The following is a 21,204-nucleotide window of genomic DNA, read 5'->3' on the forward strand; positions in this document are numbered from 1 at the left end:
ACTCACCCCTTGGGGGTCTCCTTGCGCGGGTCGTGGAATGGCTTCGGCACCACCACCGCATCCTGCACGCCGGTATTCGCCTCGATCCGCAACTGCGTACCCAGCTCGCTGTAGGCCGCCGGCACCATGGCGTAGCCGATATTGCGGTCCTGGCGTGGCGAGTGGGTGGCGGAGGTGACCTTGCCGATGCGCTCGCCATCGCTGTCGTAGACCGGGAAGACGTCGATCATGGAGCCATCGGTGAAGTAGCCGATATTCGGCCCGTCGATCTCCACGCCGACGAGCTTGCGGCTCACCCCCTCGGCCTTGATCCGCTCCAGGGCGGCACGGCCGATGAAGTCGTCATCGCCGCGCAGGTCGACCATCCAGTCGTAGCCCATGCCCACCTCGAAGGGATTCGTGTCGTACCAGATGTCGCAGCCGAAGGCGAGGATGGCCCCCTCGATGCGGCGGATGTGGCACGGCCCGATTACCTGCATGCCGTGGGGCCGGCCGGCCTCGAAGACCCGCTGCCAGAGCCGCTCGCCGTTGGCGGTGGCGTCGCGCAGATAGATCTCGTAGCCGATCTCGCCGGAGTAGCCGGTCCGCGAGATGACCACGGACATGCCGTCGATCTCCGCCTCCATGAGGTAGTAGTAGGGGATCTCCAGCACCCGCTCGCCGAAGAGATCCACCATCACCTGTTTGGCCCGGGGCCCCTGGACCTGCACGGGGGCCACGTCCACCTCCTGGATGGTCACGTCCATGCCGGAGTTATGGGCGAGCCCCTGGCACCACAGCAGCACATCGCTGTCGGCGAGCGACAGCCAGAAGCGGTTCTCCTCGATGCGCAGCAGCACCGGGTCATTGATGATGCCGCCGTCCGGGGCGGTGACGAAGACGTACTTGCACTGGCCGACCTTGCACTTGCGCATGTCCCGGGGCACCAGCATCTGGGTGAACTCGAAGGCATCCGGGCCGGCGATCTCGATCTGGCGCTCCACGCCCACGTCCCAGAGGGTCACCCCCTCCACGAGGGCCCAGTATTCGTCCACCGGGTCGGTGTAGACCCGCGGGTGGTAGTGATGGTTGTAGACGCTGTACTTGCGCACCCCGTGGCGGCGGGAGGCGTAGAAGAACGGCGATTTCCGCACCCGCGGGTAGAGCAGGATCTCCGGTGCCGCTTGGGTATGCTCGACGCTCTCGATGACCTGGGACATGGTTGCTCCTCCTGATTTCCGAATTCCGACAGCTTGCTCTGTGCGTCTCGGACCGACACCGGGTGGCCGTCCTTGGGAGGCAAGCTAGCGCTGGCGCGGCCCGATCATGGCACCGCCTGCGACTCGGTCTTTGGTATCCGCGCCATCGCCGGCGGGGCTGTCGTCAACGGCAAAAAGGATGTCGCAAACCCTTGTCGTCGCGACGAAAATCCGCGTCGCAGTCGGACAGCGGGGTGGTCGGGGCTTTCACTACTGTGATTGGCAAAGGCACACCAGCGGCGAGGAGAGCGGCCATGGCGACACTACCGGCGAGCGCGAATGTGGTAATCATCGGCCAGGGGGGCATTGTCGGGGCGTCGGTGGCCCACCACCTCATCGAGCACGGTTGGGACGGCATCGTCGGGATCGACAAGTCCGCCATCCCCTCGGACATCGGTTCCACCTCCCACGCCTCCGACTTCTGCTTCATGACCTCCCACGACAAGATGTCGTGCTACACGACCACCTACAGCCGGCGGTTCTACGAAGCCTGGGGCCGTTACTACCGGGTCGGCGGCATGGAGGTGGCCCGAGTGGGGGATGACCAGCGCATGGAGGAGCTCAAGCGCAAGGTCGCCTCGGGGAAGGCCTTCGGCACCAACGCCTACATGATCAGCGCCGCGGAGGCCGCCGAGCGCTTCCCCCTGGTGGATCCGGACCTCATCCAGGGGGCGATGTGGGACCCGGACGCCGGGCTGGTGGCGCCGCGCTCCCAGCGGGTGGCGGGGGAGATGATCGAGCAGGGCAGGGCCAACGGTCGGCTGCAGACCTTCGCCAACACGCGGGCGCTGGATATCGACGTCCAAAACGGGCGGGTGCGCGGGGTGGAGACCGCCAAGGGCTATATCGAGGCCCCCATCGTCATCGTCACCTCCGGGATCTGGGGGCCGATACCGGCGGCCATGGGCGGCGCGACCCTGCCGCTGATGCCGGTGGAGCACCCGCTGATGTTCTTCGGCCCGTATGGCACCTTCGCCGGCACCGGCAAGGAGATCGGCTACCCGCTGTTCCGCGACCAGGGCAATTCCGCCTACCTCCGCGACACCGGTGATCCCCGTACCACCGAGGGCGGCCAGATCGAGTGGGGCTACTATGAGGCCAGCGAGCCGCGGCTCGTCCATCCCACGGACATCCTCGAGCCCGGCGAGGCACGGCTGTCGCCGTCCATGCGCGACCTCTACCCGGATCAGGTGATGGAGGCCTACGAACGGGCCATGGAGCTCACCCCCGTGCTCGCGGAGTTGGGTTGGGACGAGAAGAGCTCGTTCAACGGGCTGCTTTCCGTCACCCCGGACGGCAGCTCCTTGGTGGGCGAGTCCCCGGAGACCCGCGGGCTGTGGTTCTGCGAGGCGGTGTGGGTCAAGGACGGCCCGGGCATGGGCAAGGTGCTTGCGGACTGGATGAGCCTCGGCCGCCCGGAGATGGATCCCCACGGCATCGACATCGCCCGGTTCTATCCGGTCCAGAAGACCCCCCACCATGTGGAGGGCCGTTGCCTGGAGACCGCCCGCAAGATCTACGACCCGCCGGTGCATCCCCGCGAGCCCTACGAGAACGGCCGCAATCTACGCCGCGGCCCCTTCTGGCCGCGGGAGAAGGAGCTCGGTGGCTACTTCATGGAGGCGGCGGGTTGGGAGCGTGCCCACGGCTATGCCGCCAACGAGGCCCTGCTGGAGCGTTACGGTGAGCGGGTGCCGGAGCGGCCCAACGAGTGGGACGGCCGGCACTTCTGGCGGGTGTCCAACGCCGAGCACCTGGCGTTGAGCGAGGACGTAGGGATGATCAACCTCTCCCACTTCGCCGTCTTCGACGTCAGCGGCCCGGACGCCGAGGCGCTGCTGGAGTACCTATCGGTCGCCCGGGTGGGCGGTAGTCAGCCCGCTGGCAAGGGCGTCTATACCCACTTCCTGGACGCCTACGGTGGGGTGCGCTCCGACCTCACCGTGGTGCGGCTCGCCGAGGACGTCTTCCGGGTGATCTGCGGCGGCGACACCGGCCATCGGGACTACGTCTGGATGACCCGTAGGGCCGAGGAGCGTGGCCTCGAGCGGGTGCACTTCGAGGAGCGCACCGACAGCCTGGCCACCCTGGGCCTGTGGGGACCCAACGCCCGCCGCACCCTGCAGGCCGTGGCCGATGATCCCGACGGCCTGGAGCCGGGGCGTTTCCCCTTCGCTACCGCCCGGGAGATCCGCGTGCGCGGCCTGCCGGTGTGGGCCTTCCGCATCTCCTACGTCGGCGAGCAGGGCTGGGAGCTCTACACCCCCTTCAGCTATGGGCTCACCCTCTGGGATATCCTCCACGAGCAGGGCGTCACGCCGGTGGGCATCGAGACCTATGCCAACAGCCGTCGGCTGGAGAAGAGCCTGCGGTTGCAGAACGTGGACCTGCTCACCGAGTACAACCTCTACGAGGCGGGGTTGGCCCGGCCCAAGGTCAAGCCGGCGGAATTCCACGGCAAGGCCGCCTACCTGGAGCAGCGTGAGCGCGAGCGCCAGCCGGCCTACCTGTGCACCATGACGCTGCGTGAGCACACCGACAGCCGCGGCGTGCCGCGTTACCCGGTGGGCCATTCCCCCATCCTCGACCCGGAGACCGGCGAGGTGCTGGTGGACCAGCGGGGCCGGCGCTCCTATGTCACCAGCATCGCCTATGGTCCCTCGGTGGGTGAGATCATCGCCCTGGGGTACGTGCCGGCGGACTATGCGGAGACCGGCCGGACGTTGACCATGGAATACTTCGGCGAGCACTATCCGCTGCGGATCGAGGCGGTGGGCTACCGGGCGCTGTACGACCCGGACAATGAGCGGCCGAAGAGCTGAACCGGGGCGGTGCCGGGGCCGCCCCGGCGCCGATCCAGCCGATCCCCTGCTCAGCCCTCCCCGGCCGGCCGGGCGGGGGGTGCCGGATCGATTGGTGCCGGGATCGTCTGCTCCAGCCGCTCGCGCCGGCGCTGGCGCTCGCGGCTCGGCGAGTGACCGAAATGATCGTGGTAGCACTTGGTGAAGTGCGGCGGGGAGACGAAACCGCAGGCCAGGGCCACGTCGGTGATGGGCATGTTGGTCTGCTGCAGTAGCTGCCGGGCCCGGGTCAGCCGCAGGTCCAGGTAGTACTTCGCTGGCGGGCAGCCCACGTAACGCTGGAACAGCCGTTCGAGCTGACGTCGCGAGAGGTTGGCGTGACGGGCGAGCTCATCCAGGGACAGCGGCTCGTGGAGATTGGCCTCCATCAGCGTGGCCACTTCCTCGAGCTTCGGCTGGCTGTGGCCCAGGCGCACCCGCAACGGCGTGCGCTGGCGGTCACCCACGTCGCGGATGCGCTCGTGGAGGAATTCCTCGGCGATGGCCTCGGCGAGCTCGAGCCCCTGCTGGCGGCCGATCAGCGTGAGCATCATGTCCAGGGGTGCGACGCCCCCCGAGCAGGTGTAGCGGTCCCGGTCCATGACGAAGAGCTGGGAGGTGAAGGTCACCTCCGGGAACATCAGCGCCTCGTGGATGCTCGAGATGTGCTCCCAGTGCAGGGTGCAGCGATAGCCGTTGAGCACGCCCGCCCGGGCGAGCACGTAGCCGCCCGTGCACACCGCGCCCAGGGGGACGTGGCGGCCCGCCATGCGGCGTAGCCAGGTCAGGGTCTCGCGGTCACAGTGGTGCTGTACCTCCACACCGGCGCAGACCACCACCAGGTCCAGCGGCAGCGGCTCCTCCAGGGGGCAGTCCACCGCCGTGCGCAGCCCGCTGCTGGCGCTCACCGGGGCGCCGTCCCGGCTCATCAGGTGCCAGGTGTAGAGGCGGCGCTCGGTGAGCTGGTTGGCCATCCGGAACGGCTCCAGCGCTGAGGAGAAGGCGAGCTGCGAGAACCCCGGCACCAGCAGGAAGCCGATATCGTAATGCCCATTCACTGGCGCGGTGATCGGCGCCATTGCTCCTCCTCCCAATGCTGCACCGTTCCCTGCCTATACAACGGTATAGACCGTAGTCTACGGCCCGTAAATCCGGGGGGATAGCGCCCCGACTTGCGCGTTTGCGTCGCGTATTTGCGCGCCTGCGCCACCCGCTGTTGGCGCACGGGTGCCGTTTCCCCCGCCGCCGAATCGTATCCCCGTAAAACAACGAGTTATGAGCTTCGTGCCATGTCGCTCCGGATACGGCGGTTGACGCCCGTGGGCAAACCGTAACGAGGGGCAGCGAGAATAATGGAACCCGTGGTAACGACCCTGTATGGCCCGTCAGCACGGGAGGAGAGAAAATGGCGACGAACCCGGAAGAGCTCGGCGAGAAGCAACAAACCATGCCGGACAACTTGAGCATTGCCCGCGGGGCGCAGCTCTGGCCTATCGAGGAGATCGCCCACCGTATGGGCGTGCCTGGCGAGTCCATCGAGCCCTACGGCCGCGGGATCGCCAAGCTGGATCTGGCCGCTGCGGACGCGCTCGCCGGCCGCCCGCGGGCGCGCTACGTGGTGGTCACGGCGATCACGCCGACGCCGCTGGGCGAGGGCAAGACCACCACCTCCATCGGCCTCGCCCAGGGCATGCACCACACGGGTCGCACGGCCACGGTGGCCATACGCCAGCCCTCCATGGGACCGACCCTCGGCATCAAGGGGGGTGCCGCCGGTGGCGGTTACAGCCAGGTGGTGCCCATGGAGCGCATCAACCTCCATCTCACCGGCGACATCCATGCGGTCACCGCCGCCCACAACCTGCTGGCGGCCATGGCGGATAATCATCTCCATCACGGTCGTGGTGTGGACCTGGACCCGGAGTCCGTGCGCTGGCAGCGGGTGATGGACATCAACGACCGTGCCCTGCGCAATACGGTCATTGGGCTCGGGCCACGGGCGGACGGGGTGACCCGGCAGACGGGCTTTGAGATCACCGCCGCCTCGGAGGTAATGGCAGTGCTCGCCCTGGCGGACTCCGTGGTGGACCTACGCCGCCGGCTCGGCCGCATGGTGGTCGGCTATACGCGTTCCGGCGAGCCCGTCACGGCCGAGGACATCGGCGCCGCGGGGTCCATGACCGCCCTGCTGAAGGAGGCCATCAAGCCCAACCTCCTGCAGACCCTGGAGCACACCCCGGCGCTCATCCACGCCGGCCCCTTCGGCAACATCGCCCACGGCAACTCCTCCATCGTGGCCGACCGGATCGGTATCCACGGCGGGGACTTCCTCATCACCGAGGCCGGCTTCGGTGCGGACATGGGCGCCGAGCGCTTCTTCAACATCAAGTGCCGGGCCTCGGGGTTGACCCCGGATGCGGCGGTGCTCGTCGCCACCGTGCGGGCGCTGAAGTTCCACTCCGGTCGTTACCGGGTGGTGCCGGGCAAGCCGCTGCCGGCGGCCATGCAGGCGGAGGGGCCGGATGACGTCCGCGCCGGCGCCGCCAATCTCACCAAGCAGATCGACAACATCCGTGCCCACGGCGTGGCGCCGGTGGTGGCCATCAACGCCTTCCCATCGGATTACCCCAGCGAGCACGCCGCGATCCGCGAGGTGGCGGAGGCCGCCGGGGCCCGGGTGGCGATCTGTACCCATGTCCGCGACGGGGGTGCCGGTGCCGCGGAGCTCGCCGAGGCGGTGGCGGAAGCGGCCGAGGCGGGCAGTGATTTCCAATTCCTCTACCCCGAGGACATGGCCCTGGACGCCAAGATCGAGCGTATCGCCACGCGCATCTACGGTGCCGACGACGTCTCCTTCTCGCCGGAGGCGCGTCGGCAGATCGACGCCTATCAGCGCCAGGGCTACGGCGATCTGCCCGTATGCATCGCCAAGACCCACCTTTCGCTGTCCTCCGACCCGTCCCTGCGCGGTGCGCCCACGGGCTGGACGTTGCCGGTCCGCGAGGTGCGGCTGTCCGCCGGGGCCGGCTTCGTCTACGCGCTTTGCGGCGACATCCGCACCATGCCCGGGCTCGGGGCGGATCCGGCGGCCGCGCACATCGACGTCGACGACAACGGCGAAATCACGGGGTTGTTCTGATGGCGGCCCGGGCGGACGAAATGACCGCCACCGCCGCCGGCGGGATCTCGGAGTTCCTGGAGGCCCTGGCCGCCCGGCGCTCCGCCCCCTCCGGCGGGGCGGGGGCCGGGCTCACCGTCGCCACCGCCGCGGCCCTGGTGGCCATGAGCGCCCGTTTCGCCGAGCGCCGCCGGGCCGATGCCGCGGAGATCGCCGCCGAGGCGGATGCCTTGCGGGATCGGGCGCTGGCGCTCATGGAAGCGGACGCCGCGGCCTTCGCCCCAGTGCTACGCGCGAGCCGCTGGGGGGACGCCGGGGCCTTGGAGGATGCCCTGGAGGGCGCCTGCGAGGTGCCCATGGAGCTGCTGGAGATGGCGGTGCGCCTCGCCGAGCTCGCCGACGAGCTGGTGCGCACCGGCAACCCACGGCTGGCCGGGGATGCCCGGGCGGCCCTGGCCCTGGCCACCGGTGGCGGCCGCGCCGCCGCGGCGCTCATCGACGAGAACCTGGACGGCGACCACGATGAGGGCCTCGCCGCCCAGGCCGCGGAGCTGGCCGACCGCCTGCCGTGATGCCGATGGCGGCAAGGGCTACTTCCTGGGCCAGGCACTGAGGCAGAAGAGCCCGCCCAGGGCGCCGAGTATCAGGCTCACCAGGGGGACGCCGGCGGTGACCATCATCGGGGTGTAGCCATCCAGGCCGGCGATGAGGAAGGCGGAGACGATCAGCGCCGCGCCGATGATGGCGGCGAAGTTGCGTCGGCCGTTGTCGCGGACTTCGTGGCGTAGGCGCTCCAGGGTGCGCTCCTGGTCCTCGACGCGCTCGCGCAGGGTCTTGGCCTCGGTCAGCGCGGTATCAATGCGCCCGGGAAGCTGGGGGAGGTATTCCCCCCACTTGGGCAGCTCGGCGCGCAGGTTGCGCATCAGCGCCCGGGTGCCGAGTTGGTCGCGCATCCACTGCTCCATGTAGGGCTTGGCGGTGCGCCACAGGTCCAGCTCCGGGTAGAGGTCGCGGCCCAGGCCCTCGATGGCGAGCAGGGTCTTCTGCAGGAGCACCAGCTGGGGCTGGACCTCCATGTCGAAGCGCCGGCCGGTCTGGAACAGCCGCATCAGCAGCGCCCCGAAGGAGATCTCGCCGAGCGGCCGCTCGAAGATGGGCTCGCAGACCACCCGCATGGCGCTCTCGAACTCGTCTACTCGCGTATCCGGGGGCACCCACCCGGATTCCACGTGGAGCTCAGCGACCCGGCGGTAGTCCCGGTTGAAGAAGGCCAGGAAGTTCTCGGCGAGGTACTTGTGGTCCTTGGGGCCGAGGGTGCCGATGATGCCGAAGTCCACGGCCAGATAACGGGGCGTGTCCGGCTCCCGCGGGTCGACGAAGATGTTGCCCGGGTGCATGTCCGCGTGGAAGAAGCTGTCGCGGAAGACCTGGGTAAAGAAGATCTCCACGCCCCGCTCGGCCAGCGCCTTCATGTTGACGCCATGGGCGCGCAGGGTGTCCACGTGGCTGATGGGGATGCCGTGGATGCGCTCCATGACCATCACCCGGGTGTGGGTGGCCGGCCAGTACACCTCGGGGATGTAGAGCAGCTCCGAGCCCTCGAAATTGCGCCGTAGCTGGGCGGCGTTGGCCGCCTCGCGCATGAGGTCAAGCTCGTCGTGGATGGTCTTGTCGAACTCACGGACCACCTCGACAGGGCGCAACCGGTAGGCCTCGTGCCAGTAGCGGTGGGCGAGCCGGGCCACGGTGTACATCAGCTGCAGGTCGTTGTCGATGGTGCGCTGGATGCCGGGGCGCACCACCTTGACCACCACCTGGCGGCCGTCGTGGAGCTCGGCGCCGTGGACCTGGGCGATGGAGGCGGAGGCCAGGGGGTCGGCCTCGAAGTGGGCGAACAGCGCCTCCACCGGTTGACCGGTCTCCTCCTCCACCAGGGCACGGGCGCGGGCGCTGGGGAATGGCGGCACCCGGTCCTGCAGCCGGGCCAGCTCCACCGCAATGTCCGGGGGCACCAGATCGCGCCGGGTGGAAAGGATCTGGCCGAACTTCACGAAGATGGGGCCGAGGTCCTCCAGGGCGCAGCGGATGCGCTCGCCCCGGCTCTGGCGGTAGTGGCGGAACCAGCTCCAGGGCATGAACAGCTTGAGAAAGCGCAGCGGCCGAAAGAGGTGGGTCGCCAGGATGACCTCGTCGAGGCCGTGCTTGATGAGGATGAGGTTGATGTAGAACAGCCGCAGCAGCAGCCCCGGGCGCAGGATCACGGCCGGCTCCCTTCGGCCCCGTCCAGTCGCCGTTCCAGCCGCCGGATCCGTGCCTCGAGGCGGTCGCAGTCGGCGCGCAGGCGGTCCACGTCGTGGATGAAGGCCGCCGCCTCCGCGGCCGGGGGCAGGTAGCGCGCCTCCTCGGTGAGGTATTCGCCCAGGGTCGTAATCAGCGAGTCCGCCGTGCGCTCCCCCCAGGCCCGGGCGTCGCGCACGCCCCGGCCGACCTGGTGGGCGATGATGTCGCCGGTGAGCCGGGAGAGCTGCTCCTCCCAGTCCACGTCCAGGCCGGCGAACAGGGCCCGCACCTCCTGGATGACGCCGACGTCGCCGCGGAAGGCCACATCCCGGCCGCGTCGGCCGCCGGAGCTCGCCAGGGCCAGCAGGCCAGGGACGCTGGCGTCCAGCTCCGCATCCGCCGTCTCGGCATCCCCGGGCGGGGACAGGCGCAGGCCGTCGGCCACGAACTCCGCCCGCGCCGCCAGCTCGGGGTCGGTCAAACGGACCGCCAGGGTGCGGCCTACCAGCGGTTCGAGGCGCCGGGGGCTGTCCGGGTCCATGGCGAGGATGCGGTTGATCGCCTGCTCGATCACCCGCAGGGCGCCTTCGGCGAGGATGCCACTGGGCTCCGCCATCGCCGCCCGCCTAGTAGACGTGGCCGCGGTGGATGGCGACCACCCCGCCGGAGAGGTTGATGTAGTCGCAGTCCTCGAAGCCCACGCCGGTCATCAGCTCGAGCAGGGTCTGCTGGTCCGGGTGCATGCGGATGGACTCGGCAAGGTAGCGGTAGCTCGCGGAATCGTGGGCCACGATCCGCCCCATCGCCGGCAGCATGATGAAGGAGTAGGCGTCGTAGAGGGGGCGGAGCGGGCGCAGGTAGAGCTTGGAGAACTCCAGGATGGTGACCTGCCCACCCGGGCGCAGCACTCGCCGGATCGCCGCGAGGGCGCGCTCCTTGTGGGTGACGTTGCGCAACCCGAAGGCCATGGTGACGCGGTCGAAGCTGGCGTCGGCAAAGGGCAGTTGCTGGGCGTCGGCGATGACATAGTCGACGTTCTCTACCACGCCGGCGTCGATGAGCCGGTCACGGCCGCGGGCGAGCATCGCCGGGTTGATGTCGGAGCTGACCACCCGTCCGTCGCGGCCTACCCGGCGGGCAATGGCCTCGGTGAGATCGCCGGTGCCGGCGGCCAGGTCCAGGACCCGTTGGCCGCGGCGGATGCTGCCCGCGTTGAGGGCCTGGCGCTTCCAGATCCGGTGCAGCCCGAAGGACATCAGGTCGTTCATCAGGTCGTAGCGCTCGGCGACGGATTCGAAGACCGCCCCCACCCGCCGGGCCTTTTCCTCCACCGGGACCCGCTGATAGCCGAAGTCGGTGGTATCGGGATCCTGTCGATGCTCGCCGCTGCCCACGGCTCACTCCTTTGCGGGGTTGGTTCGGCGCTCGATGCCCGCGCGCGCTAGCGCATCCAGGTAGTCCTGCCAGTAGCGCGCCTGATGGGCGCCCAGATCATAGAGCAAGTCGAAGGAGTATAGCCCCGAGTCGTGCCCGTCGTCGAAGACCAGGCGCAATGCGTAGTTGCCGACGGGCTCGATGCGGGTGATGCCCACCGACTCCTTGCCCACGACCAGCTGCTCCTGGCCGGGGCCGTGGCCGCGCACCTCGGCCGAGGGCGAGTAGACCCGCAGGTACTCGGCCGGCAGGTGGAAGCGGGAATCGTCGTCGAAGGCGATCTCCAGCACCGCCGAGCGCCGGTGCAGGCGGATCTCGGTGGGGCTGCGGCCGGTGTCGGTGCGCGGCGGCTGTTGCATGGCGACCTCTCGAGTTCTATTCAGGGCGGAGGCCGGGCGCGTGAGTCCCGCCGTGGACACGCGGTAAATACTTCCCTGTACGCTCGACGGCGGCCATCCCTGGCCGCCGACGGTCCGCGGCGGGACTCACACGCCCGACCTCCGCGCACCGGATTGTAACGCTCCTGTTGTGGCCTGGGCTCACAAGATGTAGCGGCTCAGGTCCTCGTCATGGGCCAGGTCGGCGAGGTGGCGGTCCACGTATTCGGCGTCGATGCGCACCCTGTCGCCGGCGTGGTCGGGCGCCTCGTAGGAGACCGATTCCAGGAGCCGCTCCATGACGGTGTGCAGGCGTCGGGCGCCGATGTTCTCGGTGCGTTCGTTGACCTCCCAGGCCACCTCCGCGATTCGGGCGACGCCCTCGTCGGCGAACTCCACGGTTACCCCCTCGGTGGCCATGAGCGCCTGGTACTGGCGCACCAGCGAGGCGTTTGGCTCGGTGAGGATACGCACGAAGTCCTCCACCGCCAGCGCCTCGAGCTCCACGCGGATGGGCAGTCGGCCCTGGAGCTCAGGGATCAGGTCCGAGGGCTTGGAGACGTGGAACGCCCCCGAGGCGATGAACAGGATGTGGTTGGTGTTGACCATGCCGTGCTTGGTGGAGACCGTCGATCCCTCCACCAGGGGCAGGAGGTCGCGCTGCACGCCCTCCCGGGAGACGTCGCCACCGGAGCCGGACTCGGCACGCTTGGCGACCTTGTCGATCTCGTCGAGGAAGACGATGCCGTTCTGCTCCACCCGCTCCAGGGCCTGCTGCTTGACCTCCTCCTCGTTGACCAGCTTCGCCGCCTCCTCGTCCTCGAGCAGCGGCCGGGCCTCGCGGATGGGCAACTTGCGGGTCTTGGTGCGCTCGCCGCCGAGGTTCTGGAACATGCTCTGTAGCTGGCTGGTCATCTCTTCCATGCCCGGCGGCGCCATGATGTCCACACCGGGGCCCTGGGCGCGGAGCTCGATCTCGATCTCGCGCTCGTCGAGGTCACCCTCGCGGAGCTTCTTGCGCATCTTCTGGCGGGTGCCGCTGCCGCTGTCGTCGTCCTCCCAGCCGCGGGCCCGCGGGAGCAGGGCATCGAGGATGCGGTCCTCGGCGGCGTCGGCGGCCTTGACCCGCACCGCCTCCATGGCCTCCTGGCGGGTCATCTTGATGGCGTTATCCACCAGATCCCGGACGATGGACTCCACATCCCGACCGACATAACCCACTTCGGTGAACTTGGTGGCCTCCACCTTGATGAACGGTGCCCGCGCCAACCGGGCCAGGCGCCGGGCGATCTCGGTCTTGCCCACGCCGGTGGGTCCGATCATGAGGATGTTCTTGGGGGTGATCTCCGCGCGCAGGGCCTCGTCCACCTGCATGCGCCGCCAGCGGTTGCGCAACGCCACCGCCACTGCCCGCTTGGCCTGGGACTGGCCGATGATGTGCTTGTCCAGCTCCTGGACGATCTCGCGTGGGGTCATCTCGGACATCTCGGTGTTCACTCCCGCTCGGTGCCGCCCAGCTCTTCGACGGTGAGGGTATGGTTGGTGTAGATGCAGATGTCGGCGGCGATGTGCAGGGCCCGCTCGACGATCTCCCGGGCGCCGAGCTCGGTGGTCTCCGCCAGTGCCGTGGCCGCCGCCTGGGCGTAGCCGCTGCCGGAGCCGATGGCGATGAGATCGCGCTCGGGCTCGACCACGTCGCCGTTACCCGAGAGCATCAGGGTGGTCTCGTGATCGGCCACCACCAGCAGCGCCTCCAGCCGTCGCAGGGCGCGGTCGGAGCGCCAGTCCTTGGCCATCTCCACGGCCGCCCGGGTCAGATTGCCTCGGTGCTTCTCCAGCTGCCCCTCGAAGCGCTCGAACAGTGTGAAGGCGTCGGCGGTGCCGCCGGCGAAACCCGCCAGCACGCGCTCGTGGTAGAGCCGCCGGACCTTGCGGGCGTTGCCCTTCATCACCGTGTCGCCGAGGGTGACCTGGCCGTCGCCGCCCAGGGCCACCCGGCCGTGGCGGCGCACCGCCAGGATGGTGGTGCCGTCGAATTGCCTCACGTCGGACTCCGCAATGGGGTGAATGGTCGTCAGGGTCGCCGATTCTACAACGGTGGGGCGCCGACGTCGGCCTTTCAAGGCGGCCGATGGCTGAGCGTATAACGAGGGGGCGCGTCAGTGATAGATTCGAACGGCCCATGCGGGAGCGAGGACCTTCGAGGTGTTCGGCGGGTAGTACTGCCTGTCCGGGTGGGGGACGCGGCGGCGGTGCGCCGCCGCGTCGAAGGGCTCAAAGACCGAGAGCGTCCGCGATGACCTCGTGGGCGTCGCGTTCACCGTCCGCGGTGGTGATGCCGCCGGTCTGATAGATGCCGCTCCGGGAGAACCAGCGATCGAGGAGCTCCGGGTTCTCGCGGATCAACCGTTTGCCGGCCTCCAGGTATTCCATGTCCTCGTTGTTGACGTAGTCCATCGCACGGCTCTGCTCGGCGACGGTGTAGTCGTAGTTATCCAGGAACTGCCCCACGTTGGCGCAGGCCCAGGCATAGCCCTTCCGGGTAACGGTGTTGACGATGACCTCGCCCTTGTTGGGCCCCCAATAGCTTTCGCCGCCGGAGAGGTACTTGAGGTCGTGGTTGACGTTCATCGGATGGGGCGACCAGGCCAGGAAGGCGATCCACTCTTCGCTGCGTTCACGCTTGCGCACCTCGGAGAGCATTCCGGGCTCGCTCGAGGCAACGAGCTCCCAGTCGCCAAGGCCGGCGTAATCATCCTCGATCATGCGCGTGAGGGTAGTGTTACCGCCGCTTCCGGGTTCTATGCCGAAGATTTCTCCACCAAATCGCTCCTTGTGCGCGTCGAGATCCTCGATGCTGGTAACACCCGCCTCATAGACGTAGCTGGGCACGCCGATGGTGTATTTCCCACCCTGGAGGTTGGGCGAGACGACGTCGATGGAACCCTCCCGGGCGAATGGCCGGAACACCTCGCGCTGCGAGGGCATCCACTGGCCTAGGAAGACGTCCAGTTCGCCTCCTTTCATGGTCTGGTAGACGATGGGTGCGGAGGCACTGGTGACTTCGGTGTCGTACCCGAGCTGCTCGAGCATCCAGCTCGCCGTGGCGGTCTTTATCGATACCCCGGTCCAGTTGACCTTGCCAAAGCGTACCGTATCGCAGTCGAAGTCCTCTTCGGCGCTCACCGCGGTACTCAGCATCAGGCCGAGGGTGGTTGCCAGGATGGTTACTAGTTTCAGTCGCATGTCATTATCTCTTGTGGCTTGGGGAAATCGGGAACGCCACCGGCAGTGCTTCATTCCGCCGCATCGTCACCGACCACTGCGGGGTCGAATGGCGGGCGAGTGAAGATGCGGCGTACCAGTGGCTCGAAATGGGCTAGCCCGCGCGTTGGATAGTTGGGGTCGAAAGCCGCCTGGTCGTAGCGCTCGCAAAAGTGCACGCAGCTAGCGAACCAGGGGTGGCCGCGGAAACGTTCGCGGGCCATCGGATCCTCGCCGATATGGTGACCGTAGTAATAGAGCTGGAAGACGCCATGGTGAGCGAGGACCCAGGTGACCTCCGGGCGAACGTACGGGCGGACTACCGCCGCTGCCAGCTGAGAATGATTGGCTGGCGCCAACTCATCGCCGATGTCATGCACCAGTGCGCCCAGTACCATCTCCTCGTCAGCGCCGTCGTCCTCGGCCCGGGTCGCCGCCTGTAGCGAGTGCTCCAGCCGTGTAACCCGGTAGCCGCTCAGGGAGTGCTCGAGCCGTTGCAGCGCAGTCAGAATGCGCTCGGGGAGACCCTCCATGTACTCGTTTTCGAGGCGTGAGAGGAACTCGTACTCGGCCCTGGTGCCCTCGCGCATTTGTCGAAATGCGACTGTCTCCATGGCGAGCTCCTTACCTCCAGCCGCTTGCTGTCGACATTGCCGGGTGGCTTTCGCCTTCGGCCCGCTCCTTCAGGGTACGGCACAGGCTCCGCGGCCCGTCCGGATCGATGTAGCACCCCTGGAGGTGGCGCCGGCCCTCGTTCGGATCGAAGGCGGTGCGGCCATGAAGGACGCGGTTGTTGTCGAAGAACATGAGCTCACCGGCGCTCAGCGGGAAACGAATCTCGTAGCGGGGATCGGTGAAAAGCTCTCCGAGCCGGCGCCGCGCCCGGTGAAAACGCTGGAGCGATTCCCCCTGCAGCAGTGGCAGGTAATCGAGTCGAGGGCTGTAGTGCACACCGGTCATCCGGCCTTGGGCATCGCGGCGGATGATCGGCCGACGCTCCACCAGTTCGCTGGTGCTGTCCACGAAGCGAAAACGGACCGGGGTTTGTGACAGCATGGCGAATCCCTCCGGGTCTTCGCTGGCGAGTTGCTCGCCAACGCTGAGGCTGTCGACAAGGGTCGACCACCCGCCGGAGGTCTCATTGACCAGGCAGTGGAGGAGCTGGATGCCGGGCACCGGCTCGCGGTAGGGGTTGTCGGTGTGCGGGCCGAGGTGCACCGGCCGATAGGCCAGGTCATTGGACCGCGGCCGTGAATAGACCTCGAAGTACTGCCCGAAGTTGGTTTCGCGCAGATTGCCGAACGTACGTGCCACCGTCAGGATTTCCTCGGGCCGTGTCGGCACCTCCCGCAGAATGATAAAGCCATAGCGCAGGAAGGCGACAGTGGCCGCGTGGAGGGCTTGTCCCGTGTCCAGGCTTGGCCAATCAAACGTCTGTTGCCCCCGGTCAAGGTCGGCGGTCCAGGGCTGCGGTTGCGGACAGCCATCGTAGGGATCGAACTCCGCGGCTAGCGCGGGAAGATGGTAGTACCCCCGATAGCCGTCGCTGAACGCCAGCTCGACGCCCTCGTCGTCCTTTCGTTCCGCCGCAGTCAGCGCGAGGTCATCGGGGAGTTGGTGCGGGTCGAAGAGGCGTTGCTGCGTGGTCGGATCCAAATGATCGGCGTCCTGGCAGTGTTCCCGCAGCCACAATGCCGGCAGCTCGAAACGCTCTTCGCCCTGCGCCACCGTCATCCGCGGGACTGTGCTGTCTACTTCGAAATGGACTGCTTGTGGCATCGATGAGCTCCGCGGTTGATTGCTTTGACTATTATCAAAATTGTTGTAAGAGGCTTTAAACTCCCAATCATTTGATGAATCACATGCAGAAAATTTATGAGTGAAAGCCGTTCCCCGGTGCCGTCCATGAAGGCATTGCTGGCCTTCGAGGCGGTTATGCGGTTGGGCTCCATTACTGCCGCGGCCGCCGAGCTCGGCAGCACACAGCCCGCTATCTCGCAGCGTGTACGCTCGCTGGAGGACGCCCTCGGTTTGCCGCTATTCGATCGCGATGGCCGTCGTGTCTCGCCCACGCGGGCTGGCCGCCGCTACTACGACGAAGTCGGGGAGGCGGTGCTCGATATCACCCGCGCCTCGCGGCGTCTGCGTTCGCGAGCACAGGCGCGTGGTCGGGAGCTCGTTATCGCCGCGCATTTCGGACTGGTGCATCTGTGGTTGCTGCCCCGGCTCGCGAGGCTGGAATCGGCGTTTCCGGCCACTCGCTTCGATGTTGTGCCGGTCGATCAGGACGGTAGCCCGGAGATGATGTCGGCGGATCTCACCATTCGCTTCGGTGCCCTTGACGAGCGCACCGAAAACGAGCAGCCCCTGTTCGAAGAGGCCGTCTATCCGGTGTGCAGCCCCGGATTCGGGGACCGGTACGCGCTCTGCGGGACGGTCACCGCCGCCGAGCTTGCGGGGACGCCGCTACTGCACATGGACCATGAGGACCCGCGCTGGCTGGATTGGCACCGCTGGTGCGAACTGGCCGGTCTGCCGTCACCGGGACACCCCCCCAGATTCCGTTACAACAACTATCCACTGTTGTTGAATGCCGCCGTGGAAGGCGAGGGGCTCGCTCTGGGCTGGGACGAGCTCGTCAGGCCATTGGTGCGCGAGGGCACGCTGATGCCCCTGAAACCGGTGATTCGCCGGTCCAGCCGTGGCTATCTGCTGGGCGCCCGTAACCCGGATGCCGCCTCGGTCGCGCCCGTTGTGGACTGGCTTCGGCGCGAGGGCGGAGCGAGCGATGGAGCCAAGGGGGGATAGGGCTTTGGACGTCTCCGAACCCGTTCAGTCCCGTTTGCGTCGGGCCCGCGGGTGGGCGCGGTCGTAGACCTCGGCGAGGTGCTGGAAGTCCAGGTGGGTGTAGACCTGGGTGGTGGCCAGGCTGGCATGGCCGAGCAGCTCCTGGACGGCGCGCAGGTCGCCGCTGGATTCCAGCAGGTGGGTGGCGAAGGCGTGGCGGAGCATGTGCGGATGCACGGGCCGATCCAGCCCCTGCTGCCGGGCCATAACCCGCAGCCGCTGCTGGATGGAGCGGTGGGCGAGCCGGCGGCCGCGGCGGCTGACGAACAGCGCCGGCTCGCCGGCCGGGGAGAGGCTGCCGCGAACCGCGAGCCAGGCCTGCACCGCGGTCCGGGCCCGCCGGCCTACGGGCACGATGCGGGTCTTTGCCCCCTTGCCCTCCACCCGCAGGGTCTCCGGGTCACCGGCCACATCGGCGACGTCCAGGGCCGCTACCTCGGCGAGGCGCAGGCCGCTGGAGTAGACCAGCTCGAAGATCGCGCGGTCGCGGCGAGCGAGGGTGTCGTCGTCGTTGCCGTCGAGGAGCCGGGCGGTTTCGTCCACGTCCAGGGTCTCCGGCAGCCGGCGTGGGGCGCGCGGCGCCGGGACGCCGGTGGCGGGGTTGTTCGCCACCAACCCTTCACGCATTAGGTAGGCGAAGAAGGTGCGCAGGGCCGAGAGCATGCGGGCCAGGGAGCGACCGCCGAGGCCACGACGGTGGCGGGCGGCGATGAAGGCGCGGACATCGGCCTCGGTGACACGTCCCCAGGCGGGGAGGTCGGCCTCCCGGGCATGGTGGGCGAACGCCTCTACGTCCCTGCCGTAATGACGAACGGTCGCCGGTGACAGGCCCCGTTCATCCCGGAGGTGGGCGAGGAATGCGGTGACGGCACCCGCGAGGGCGTCGTCAGCCATGACCCGCCAGGCCGTGGCGCAGGCGCCGGGCCACGATCTGTCCGAGGCGCTCCAGGAAGACCGTTCCCAGGTTACCGGCGTAGCGCTCCGGGTCCCGGCTGCCGATGGCGATCAGCCCCTGCACCGGCCCGTCCTGTAAGGGGACCACGGCGGCGGAGTGCAGGCCGTCGGCGGCGTCACCGAAGGCCGCCTGCATCTGCTCGGTGGTGAGCCGCCCGATTACGGGGCGATGGCCGCGGAAGAGCTCCCGCAGCCGCCGGGCCTCGTTGTCGCCGGTGGCGAGCTGTCGGGCGTTCAGCGACGGGGCCTCCATCCCCACCAACGTGACCTCGACGCAGTCGGCCCGGAAGTCGCTCACCAGCACACTCTCCAGGGTGTTGAGGGTGGCCTCGCCGCCCTCGGCATCCATCAGCTCGAGGGTCAGGCGGTGGAGCTGCTCGGAGAGGCGATCGTTCTCACGGGCGATGCGCAGCAGGTCGTCGAGGCGCCGGCGCAGCCGCCGCTCGTTGTCCCGGAGGATGCCCACTTGGTATTCCAGCAGCGAGATCGCCGGCGCCACGTCGTGGGGGACGTACAGCGTGGACAGCAGCCTGCGGTGCCGGGTGAAGAAGCGCGGGTGCTCGGCCAGGTAGGCGGCGATCCGCCGCTCCTCCGCGTCATCGCGCTCCGGTTCATTTTCGTTCTCGGCGTAGGGGGTCATGGTGCCAGGTCTTCGGTTGCCGGAGGCATGGGGATCACCCCGTCGAACACGTGCTCGGCGGGACCGGTCATAATCACCGGCTCGCCCTCGCCGGCCCAGTCGATGACCAGCTCGCCGCCGCGCAGGGCCACGGTGACGTGGGCGTCGAGCAGCCCGCGCAGGCGGCCCGCTACCATGGCGGCGCAGGCGCCGGTGCCGCAGGCCAGGGTCTCGCCGGCACCGCGTTCGTAGACGCGGACGCGCGCATGATCCCGCGAGACCACCTGGAGGAAGCCCGCGTTGACGTGGTTGGGGAAATCCGGATGCCGCTCGATGGTGGGCCCGAGCTCGGTGACCGGGGCCCGGTCCACGTCTTCGACCAGTAGCACCGCATGGGGGTTACCGAGGGACACCGCGTTGATCTCCAACTCCGTGCCGTCTACCAGCAGGGGATAGGTCACCGCCTGCTCCTCGGCGCGGAAAGGGATGCGCTCGGGCCCGAGTATGGGCGCGCCCATGTCGACCGCCACCAGGCCGTCGTCGCGTAGGTGTACCACGGCCAAACCGTTGGCGGTTTCAATGCGCAGGGTGTCGGGGCGGGCGAGGCCGCGGTCGTGGAGGAAGCGCGCAAGGCAGCGTATCCCGTTGCCGCAGTGCTCGACCTCGCTGCCGTCGGCGTTGTAGACGCGATAGCGGAAGTCAGCGTCCTCGCGGGTGGGCTGCTCGGCGATCAGCACCTGATCGCAGCCCACGCCGAGGCGCCGGTGGGCGATGGCCCGTACCTGCGCCCCGGTGAGCGCCACCGGCTCGTCGGTGGCGTCGATAACCACGAAGTCGTTGCCAAGACCCTGCATCTTGGCGAAGCCCAAAGCCTGCATCCCGCTCCCCGCTATGATGACGCACCGCCATAATCATGGTGTGTCAATGCAGGATATGGCCCTCTCGACGCTGATACAACCGGGTTGGCATCAGCGTCGACCCGGCAGGCGGTGCTCGCCGCGCCAGAGCTCGGTGGGCGTCTCTCGCTCTCGCACTACGTGCACCTGATCGCCGTCCACCAGCAGCTCCGGCGGCCGAGGACGACCATTGTAGTTGGAGGCCATGACGAAGCCGTACGCACCTGCCGAGCGCACCGCGAGCACATCCCCCTCGGCCACGCCGAGCTCGCGGCCACTGCCCAGGGTATCCGCGCTCTCGCAGACCGGGCCGACCACCTCGTAGCGCCGCGGCGGTACGTCTTGCCGCGGGCGCACCGGTTCGATGGCCTGCCAGGCGCCGTAGAGGGCGGGGCGCAGCAGGTCATTCATGCCGGCGTCCACCACGGCAAAGTCGTGGCCCTCGTTGTGCTTGAGGTACTCCACGCGGGTGAGCATCACCCCGGCATTGCCGACGATGGCGCGGCCGGGCTCCAGCAGTATCCGCTGGGGCCGTCCCTCCAGGCGCGCCAGCACTGCGGCGGCGTAGTCCGTCAGCGCCGGCGGCTCCTCGTCGCGGTAGCGGATGCCCATGCCGCCGCCGAGGTCGAAGTGCGAAAGGGTGATGCCGGCGGCGGCGAGCTCGTCCACCAGGGTGAGCAGGCGCTCCAGGGCGTCCGCCACCGGCGCCACATCCATGAGCTGCGAGCCGATGTGGAAGCCCGCGCCGGTGAGCCGAATCCCCGCCATGGCCGCGGCCTCGTGATAGAGCCGGCGCGCCTGGCCGATGCCCACGCCGAACTTGTTCTCCTTGAGCCCGGTGGAGATGTAGGGATGGGTACCCGGGTCCACGTCCGGGTTCACGCGCACGGATACCGGTGCCTGCACCCCGTGGACGCGGGCCACCCGGTCGAGGCGCTGCAGCTCGGCCTCGGATTCCACGTTGAATGCCAGTATGCCGGCCTCCAGGGCCCGTGCCATCTCCGCCTCGCTCTTGGCCACGCCGGAGAACACCACCCTGGCGGGATCGCCGCCGGCGGCCAGCACCCGCTCGAGCTCACCGCCGGAGACGATGTCGAAGCCGGAGCCCAGGCGGGCAAGCAGATCGAGCACCGCGAGGTTGCCGTTGGCCTTGACCGCGTAGCAGATCAGGTGGTCGCGCCCGCCGAAGGCCTCGTCGAAGCCGCGCCAGGCGGCCTCGATGGCGGCGCGGGAGTAGACGTAGCTGGGGGTGCCATGCTCGGCGGCGATCGCCGAGAGTGCGACGTCCTCGGCGTACCATTCACCGTCGCGGCGCTGGAAACCCATGGATGCTCCTT

General features: G+C 68.4%; 19 protein-coding genes. 4 read left to right on the top strand and 15 right to left on the bottom strand.

From position 1 onward, the window contains the following. Positions 1-2 precede the first annotated feature (2 nt). Positions 3-1,199, bottom strand: coding sequence for a glycine cleavage T C-terminal barrel domain-containing protein (locus tag ACQ754_RS09130; RefSeq protein ID WP_440996707.1), 1,197 nt, complete (start codon positions 1,197-1,199; stop codon positions 3-5). Positions 1,200-1,492: 293 nt separating this feature from the next. On the opposite strand from ACQ754_RS09130, the gene ACQ754_RS09135 reads away from it, so the two are divergent. Next, positions 1,493-4,060 (top strand): GcvT family protein, encoded by a 2,568-nt coding sequence (locus tag ACQ754_RS09135; RefSeq protein ID WP_440996708.1) that lies wholly within the window; start codon positions 1,493-1,495, stop codon positions 4,058-4,060. Between the two features lie 50 nt (positions 4,061-4,110). Here ACQ754_RS09135 and ACQ754_RS09140 read toward each other — a convergent pair whose 3' ends face one another. Beyond that, complete coding sequence (locus ACQ754_RS09140) at positions 4,111-5,157, bottom strand: GlxA family transcriptional regulator (protein WP_440996709.1); 1,047 nt, start codon at positions 5,155-5,157, stop codon at positions 4,111-4,113. A 326-nt stretch (positions 5,158-5,483) separates the two neighbouring features. Here ACQ754_RS09140 and ACQ754_RS09145 point away from each other — a divergent pair, with 326 nt between their 5' ends. After that, complete coding sequence (locus tag ACQ754_RS09145) at positions 5,484-7,217, top strand: formate--tetrahydrofolate ligase (RefSeq protein WP_440996710.1); 1,734 nt, start codon at positions 5,484-5,486, stop codon at positions 7,215-7,217. Further along, positions 7,217-7,768, top strand: coding sequence for a cyclodeaminase/cyclohydrolase family protein (locus ACQ754_RS09150; protein ID WP_440996711.1), 552 nt, complete (start codon positions 7,217-7,219; stop codon positions 7,766-7,768). Before ACQ754_RS09145 ends, ACQ754_RS09150 begins: the two co-directional genes overlap by 1 nt. 18 nt (positions 7,769-7,786) lie before the next feature. Here ACQ754_RS09150 and ubiB read toward each other — a convergent pair whose 3' ends face one another. The 9 genes from ubiB to ACQ754_RS09195 all read right to left on the bottom strand — a co-directional run bounded on the left by ubiB (position 7,787) and on the right by ACQ754_RS09195 (position 16,330). Further along, complete coding sequence (ubiB, locus tag ACQ754_RS09155) at positions 7,787-9,457, bottom strand: ubiquinone biosynthesis regulatory protein kinase UbiB (RefSeq protein ID WP_440996712.1); 1,671 nt, start codon at positions 9,455-9,457, stop codon at positions 7,787-7,789. Beyond that, positions 9,454-10,092 (bottom strand): ubiquinone biosynthesis accessory factor UbiJ, encoded by a 639-nt coding sequence (locus ACQ754_RS09160; RefSeq protein WP_440996713.1) that lies wholly within the window; start codon positions 10,090-10,092, stop codon positions 9,454-9,456. Before ACQ754_RS09160 ends, ubiB begins: the two co-directional genes overlap by 4 nt. 10 nt (positions 10,093-10,102) lie before the next feature. Then, on the bottom strand, positions 10,103-10,870 hold the full coding sequence (ubiE, locus tag ACQ754_RS09165; protein ID WP_440996714.1) for a bifunctional demethylmenaquinone methyltransferase/2-methoxy-6-polyprenyl-1,4-benzoquinol methylase UbiE: 768 nt from the start codon (positions 10,868-10,870) through the stop codon (positions 10,103-10,105). A 3-nt stretch (positions 10,871-10,873) separates the two neighbouring features. Next, entirely contained in the window at positions 10,874-11,269 is a 396-nt protein-coding gene (locus ACQ754_RS09170; RefSeq protein WP_440996715.1) for a gamma-butyrobetaine hydroxylase-like domain-containing protein, read from the bottom strand. Positions 11,270-11,449: 180 nt separating this feature from the next. Continuing rightward, a complete protein-coding gene (gene hslU, locus ACQ754_RS09175; RefSeq protein WP_440996716.1) occupies positions 11,450-12,772 on the bottom strand; it encodes an ATP-dependent protease ATPase subunit HslU in 1,323 nt (440 codons plus the stop codon). Between the two features lie 8 nt (positions 12,773-12,780). Continuing rightward, a complete protein-coding gene (gene hslV, locus ACQ754_RS09180; protein ID WP_440996717.1) occupies positions 12,781-13,332 on the bottom strand; it encodes an ATP-dependent protease subunit HslV in 552 nt (183 codons plus the stop codon). 229 nt (positions 13,333-13,561) lie between these two features. Further along, complete coding sequence (locus tag ACQ754_RS09185; protein WP_440996718.1) at positions 13,562-14,533, bottom strand: ABC transporter substrate-binding protein; 972 nt, start codon at positions 14,531-14,533, stop codon at positions 13,562-13,564. Positions 14,534-14,583: 50 nt separating this feature from the next. Further along, entirely contained in the window at positions 14,584-15,165 is a 582-nt protein-coding gene (locus ACQ754_RS09190) for an HD domain-containing protein (protein WP_440996719.1), read from the bottom strand. Positions 15,166-15,175: 10 nt separating this feature from the next. Further along, a complete protein-coding gene (locus ACQ754_RS09195) occupies positions 15,176-16,330 on the bottom strand; it encodes a TauD/TfdA family dioxygenase (protein ID WP_440996720.1) in 1,155 nt (384 codons plus the stop codon). A 96-nt stretch (positions 16,331-16,426) separates the two neighbouring features. Between ACQ754_RS09195 and ACQ754_RS09200 the strand changes: the two genes are divergently transcribed. After that, a complete protein-coding gene (locus tag ACQ754_RS09200) occupies positions 16,427-17,359 on the top strand; it encodes a LysR family transcriptional regulator (RefSeq protein WP_440996721.1) in 933 nt (310 codons plus the stop codon). A gap of 24 nt (positions 17,360-17,383) precedes the next feature. Here ACQ754_RS09200 and xerC read toward each other — a convergent pair whose 3' ends face one another. From xerC to lysA, 4 genes are all read right to left on the bottom strand, one after another. Beyond that, positions 17,384-18,292: a tyrosine recombinase XerC gene (gene xerC / locus ACQ754_RS09205; RefSeq protein ID WP_440996722.1), complete on the bottom strand. Its 909-nt coding sequence runs from the start codon at positions 18,290-18,292 to the stop codon at positions 17,384-17,386. Beyond that, positions 18,285-18,992 (bottom strand): DUF484 family protein, encoded by a 708-nt coding sequence (locus ACQ754_RS09210; protein WP_440996723.1) that lies wholly within the window; start codon positions 18,990-18,992, stop codon positions 18,285-18,287. The genes xerC and ACQ754_RS09210 overlap by 8 nt, the downstream gene beginning before the upstream one ends. Further along, positions 18,989-19,849 carry a diaminopimelate epimerase gene (gene dapF, locus ACQ754_RS09215; protein ID WP_440996724.1) on the bottom strand — a complete coding sequence of 287 codons (861 nt, stop codon included), beginning with the start codon at positions 19,847-19,849 and terminating at the stop codon, positions 18,989-18,991. Before dapF ends, ACQ754_RS09210 begins: the two co-directional genes overlap by 4 nt. 90 nt (positions 19,850-19,939) lie before the next feature. Continuing rightward, on the bottom strand, positions 19,940-21,193 hold the full coding sequence (lysA, locus tag ACQ754_RS09220; protein ID WP_440996725.1) for a diaminopimelate decarboxylase: 1,254 nt from the start codon (positions 21,191-21,193) through the stop codon (positions 19,940-19,942). Positions 21,194-21,204: the final 11 nt, after the last annotated feature.

The sequence above is a fragment of the Arhodomonas sp. SL1 genome, from assembly GCF_052060015.1.
GTDB lineage: Bacteria > Pseudomonadota > Gammaproteobacteria > Nitrococcales > Nitrococcaceae > Arhodomonas.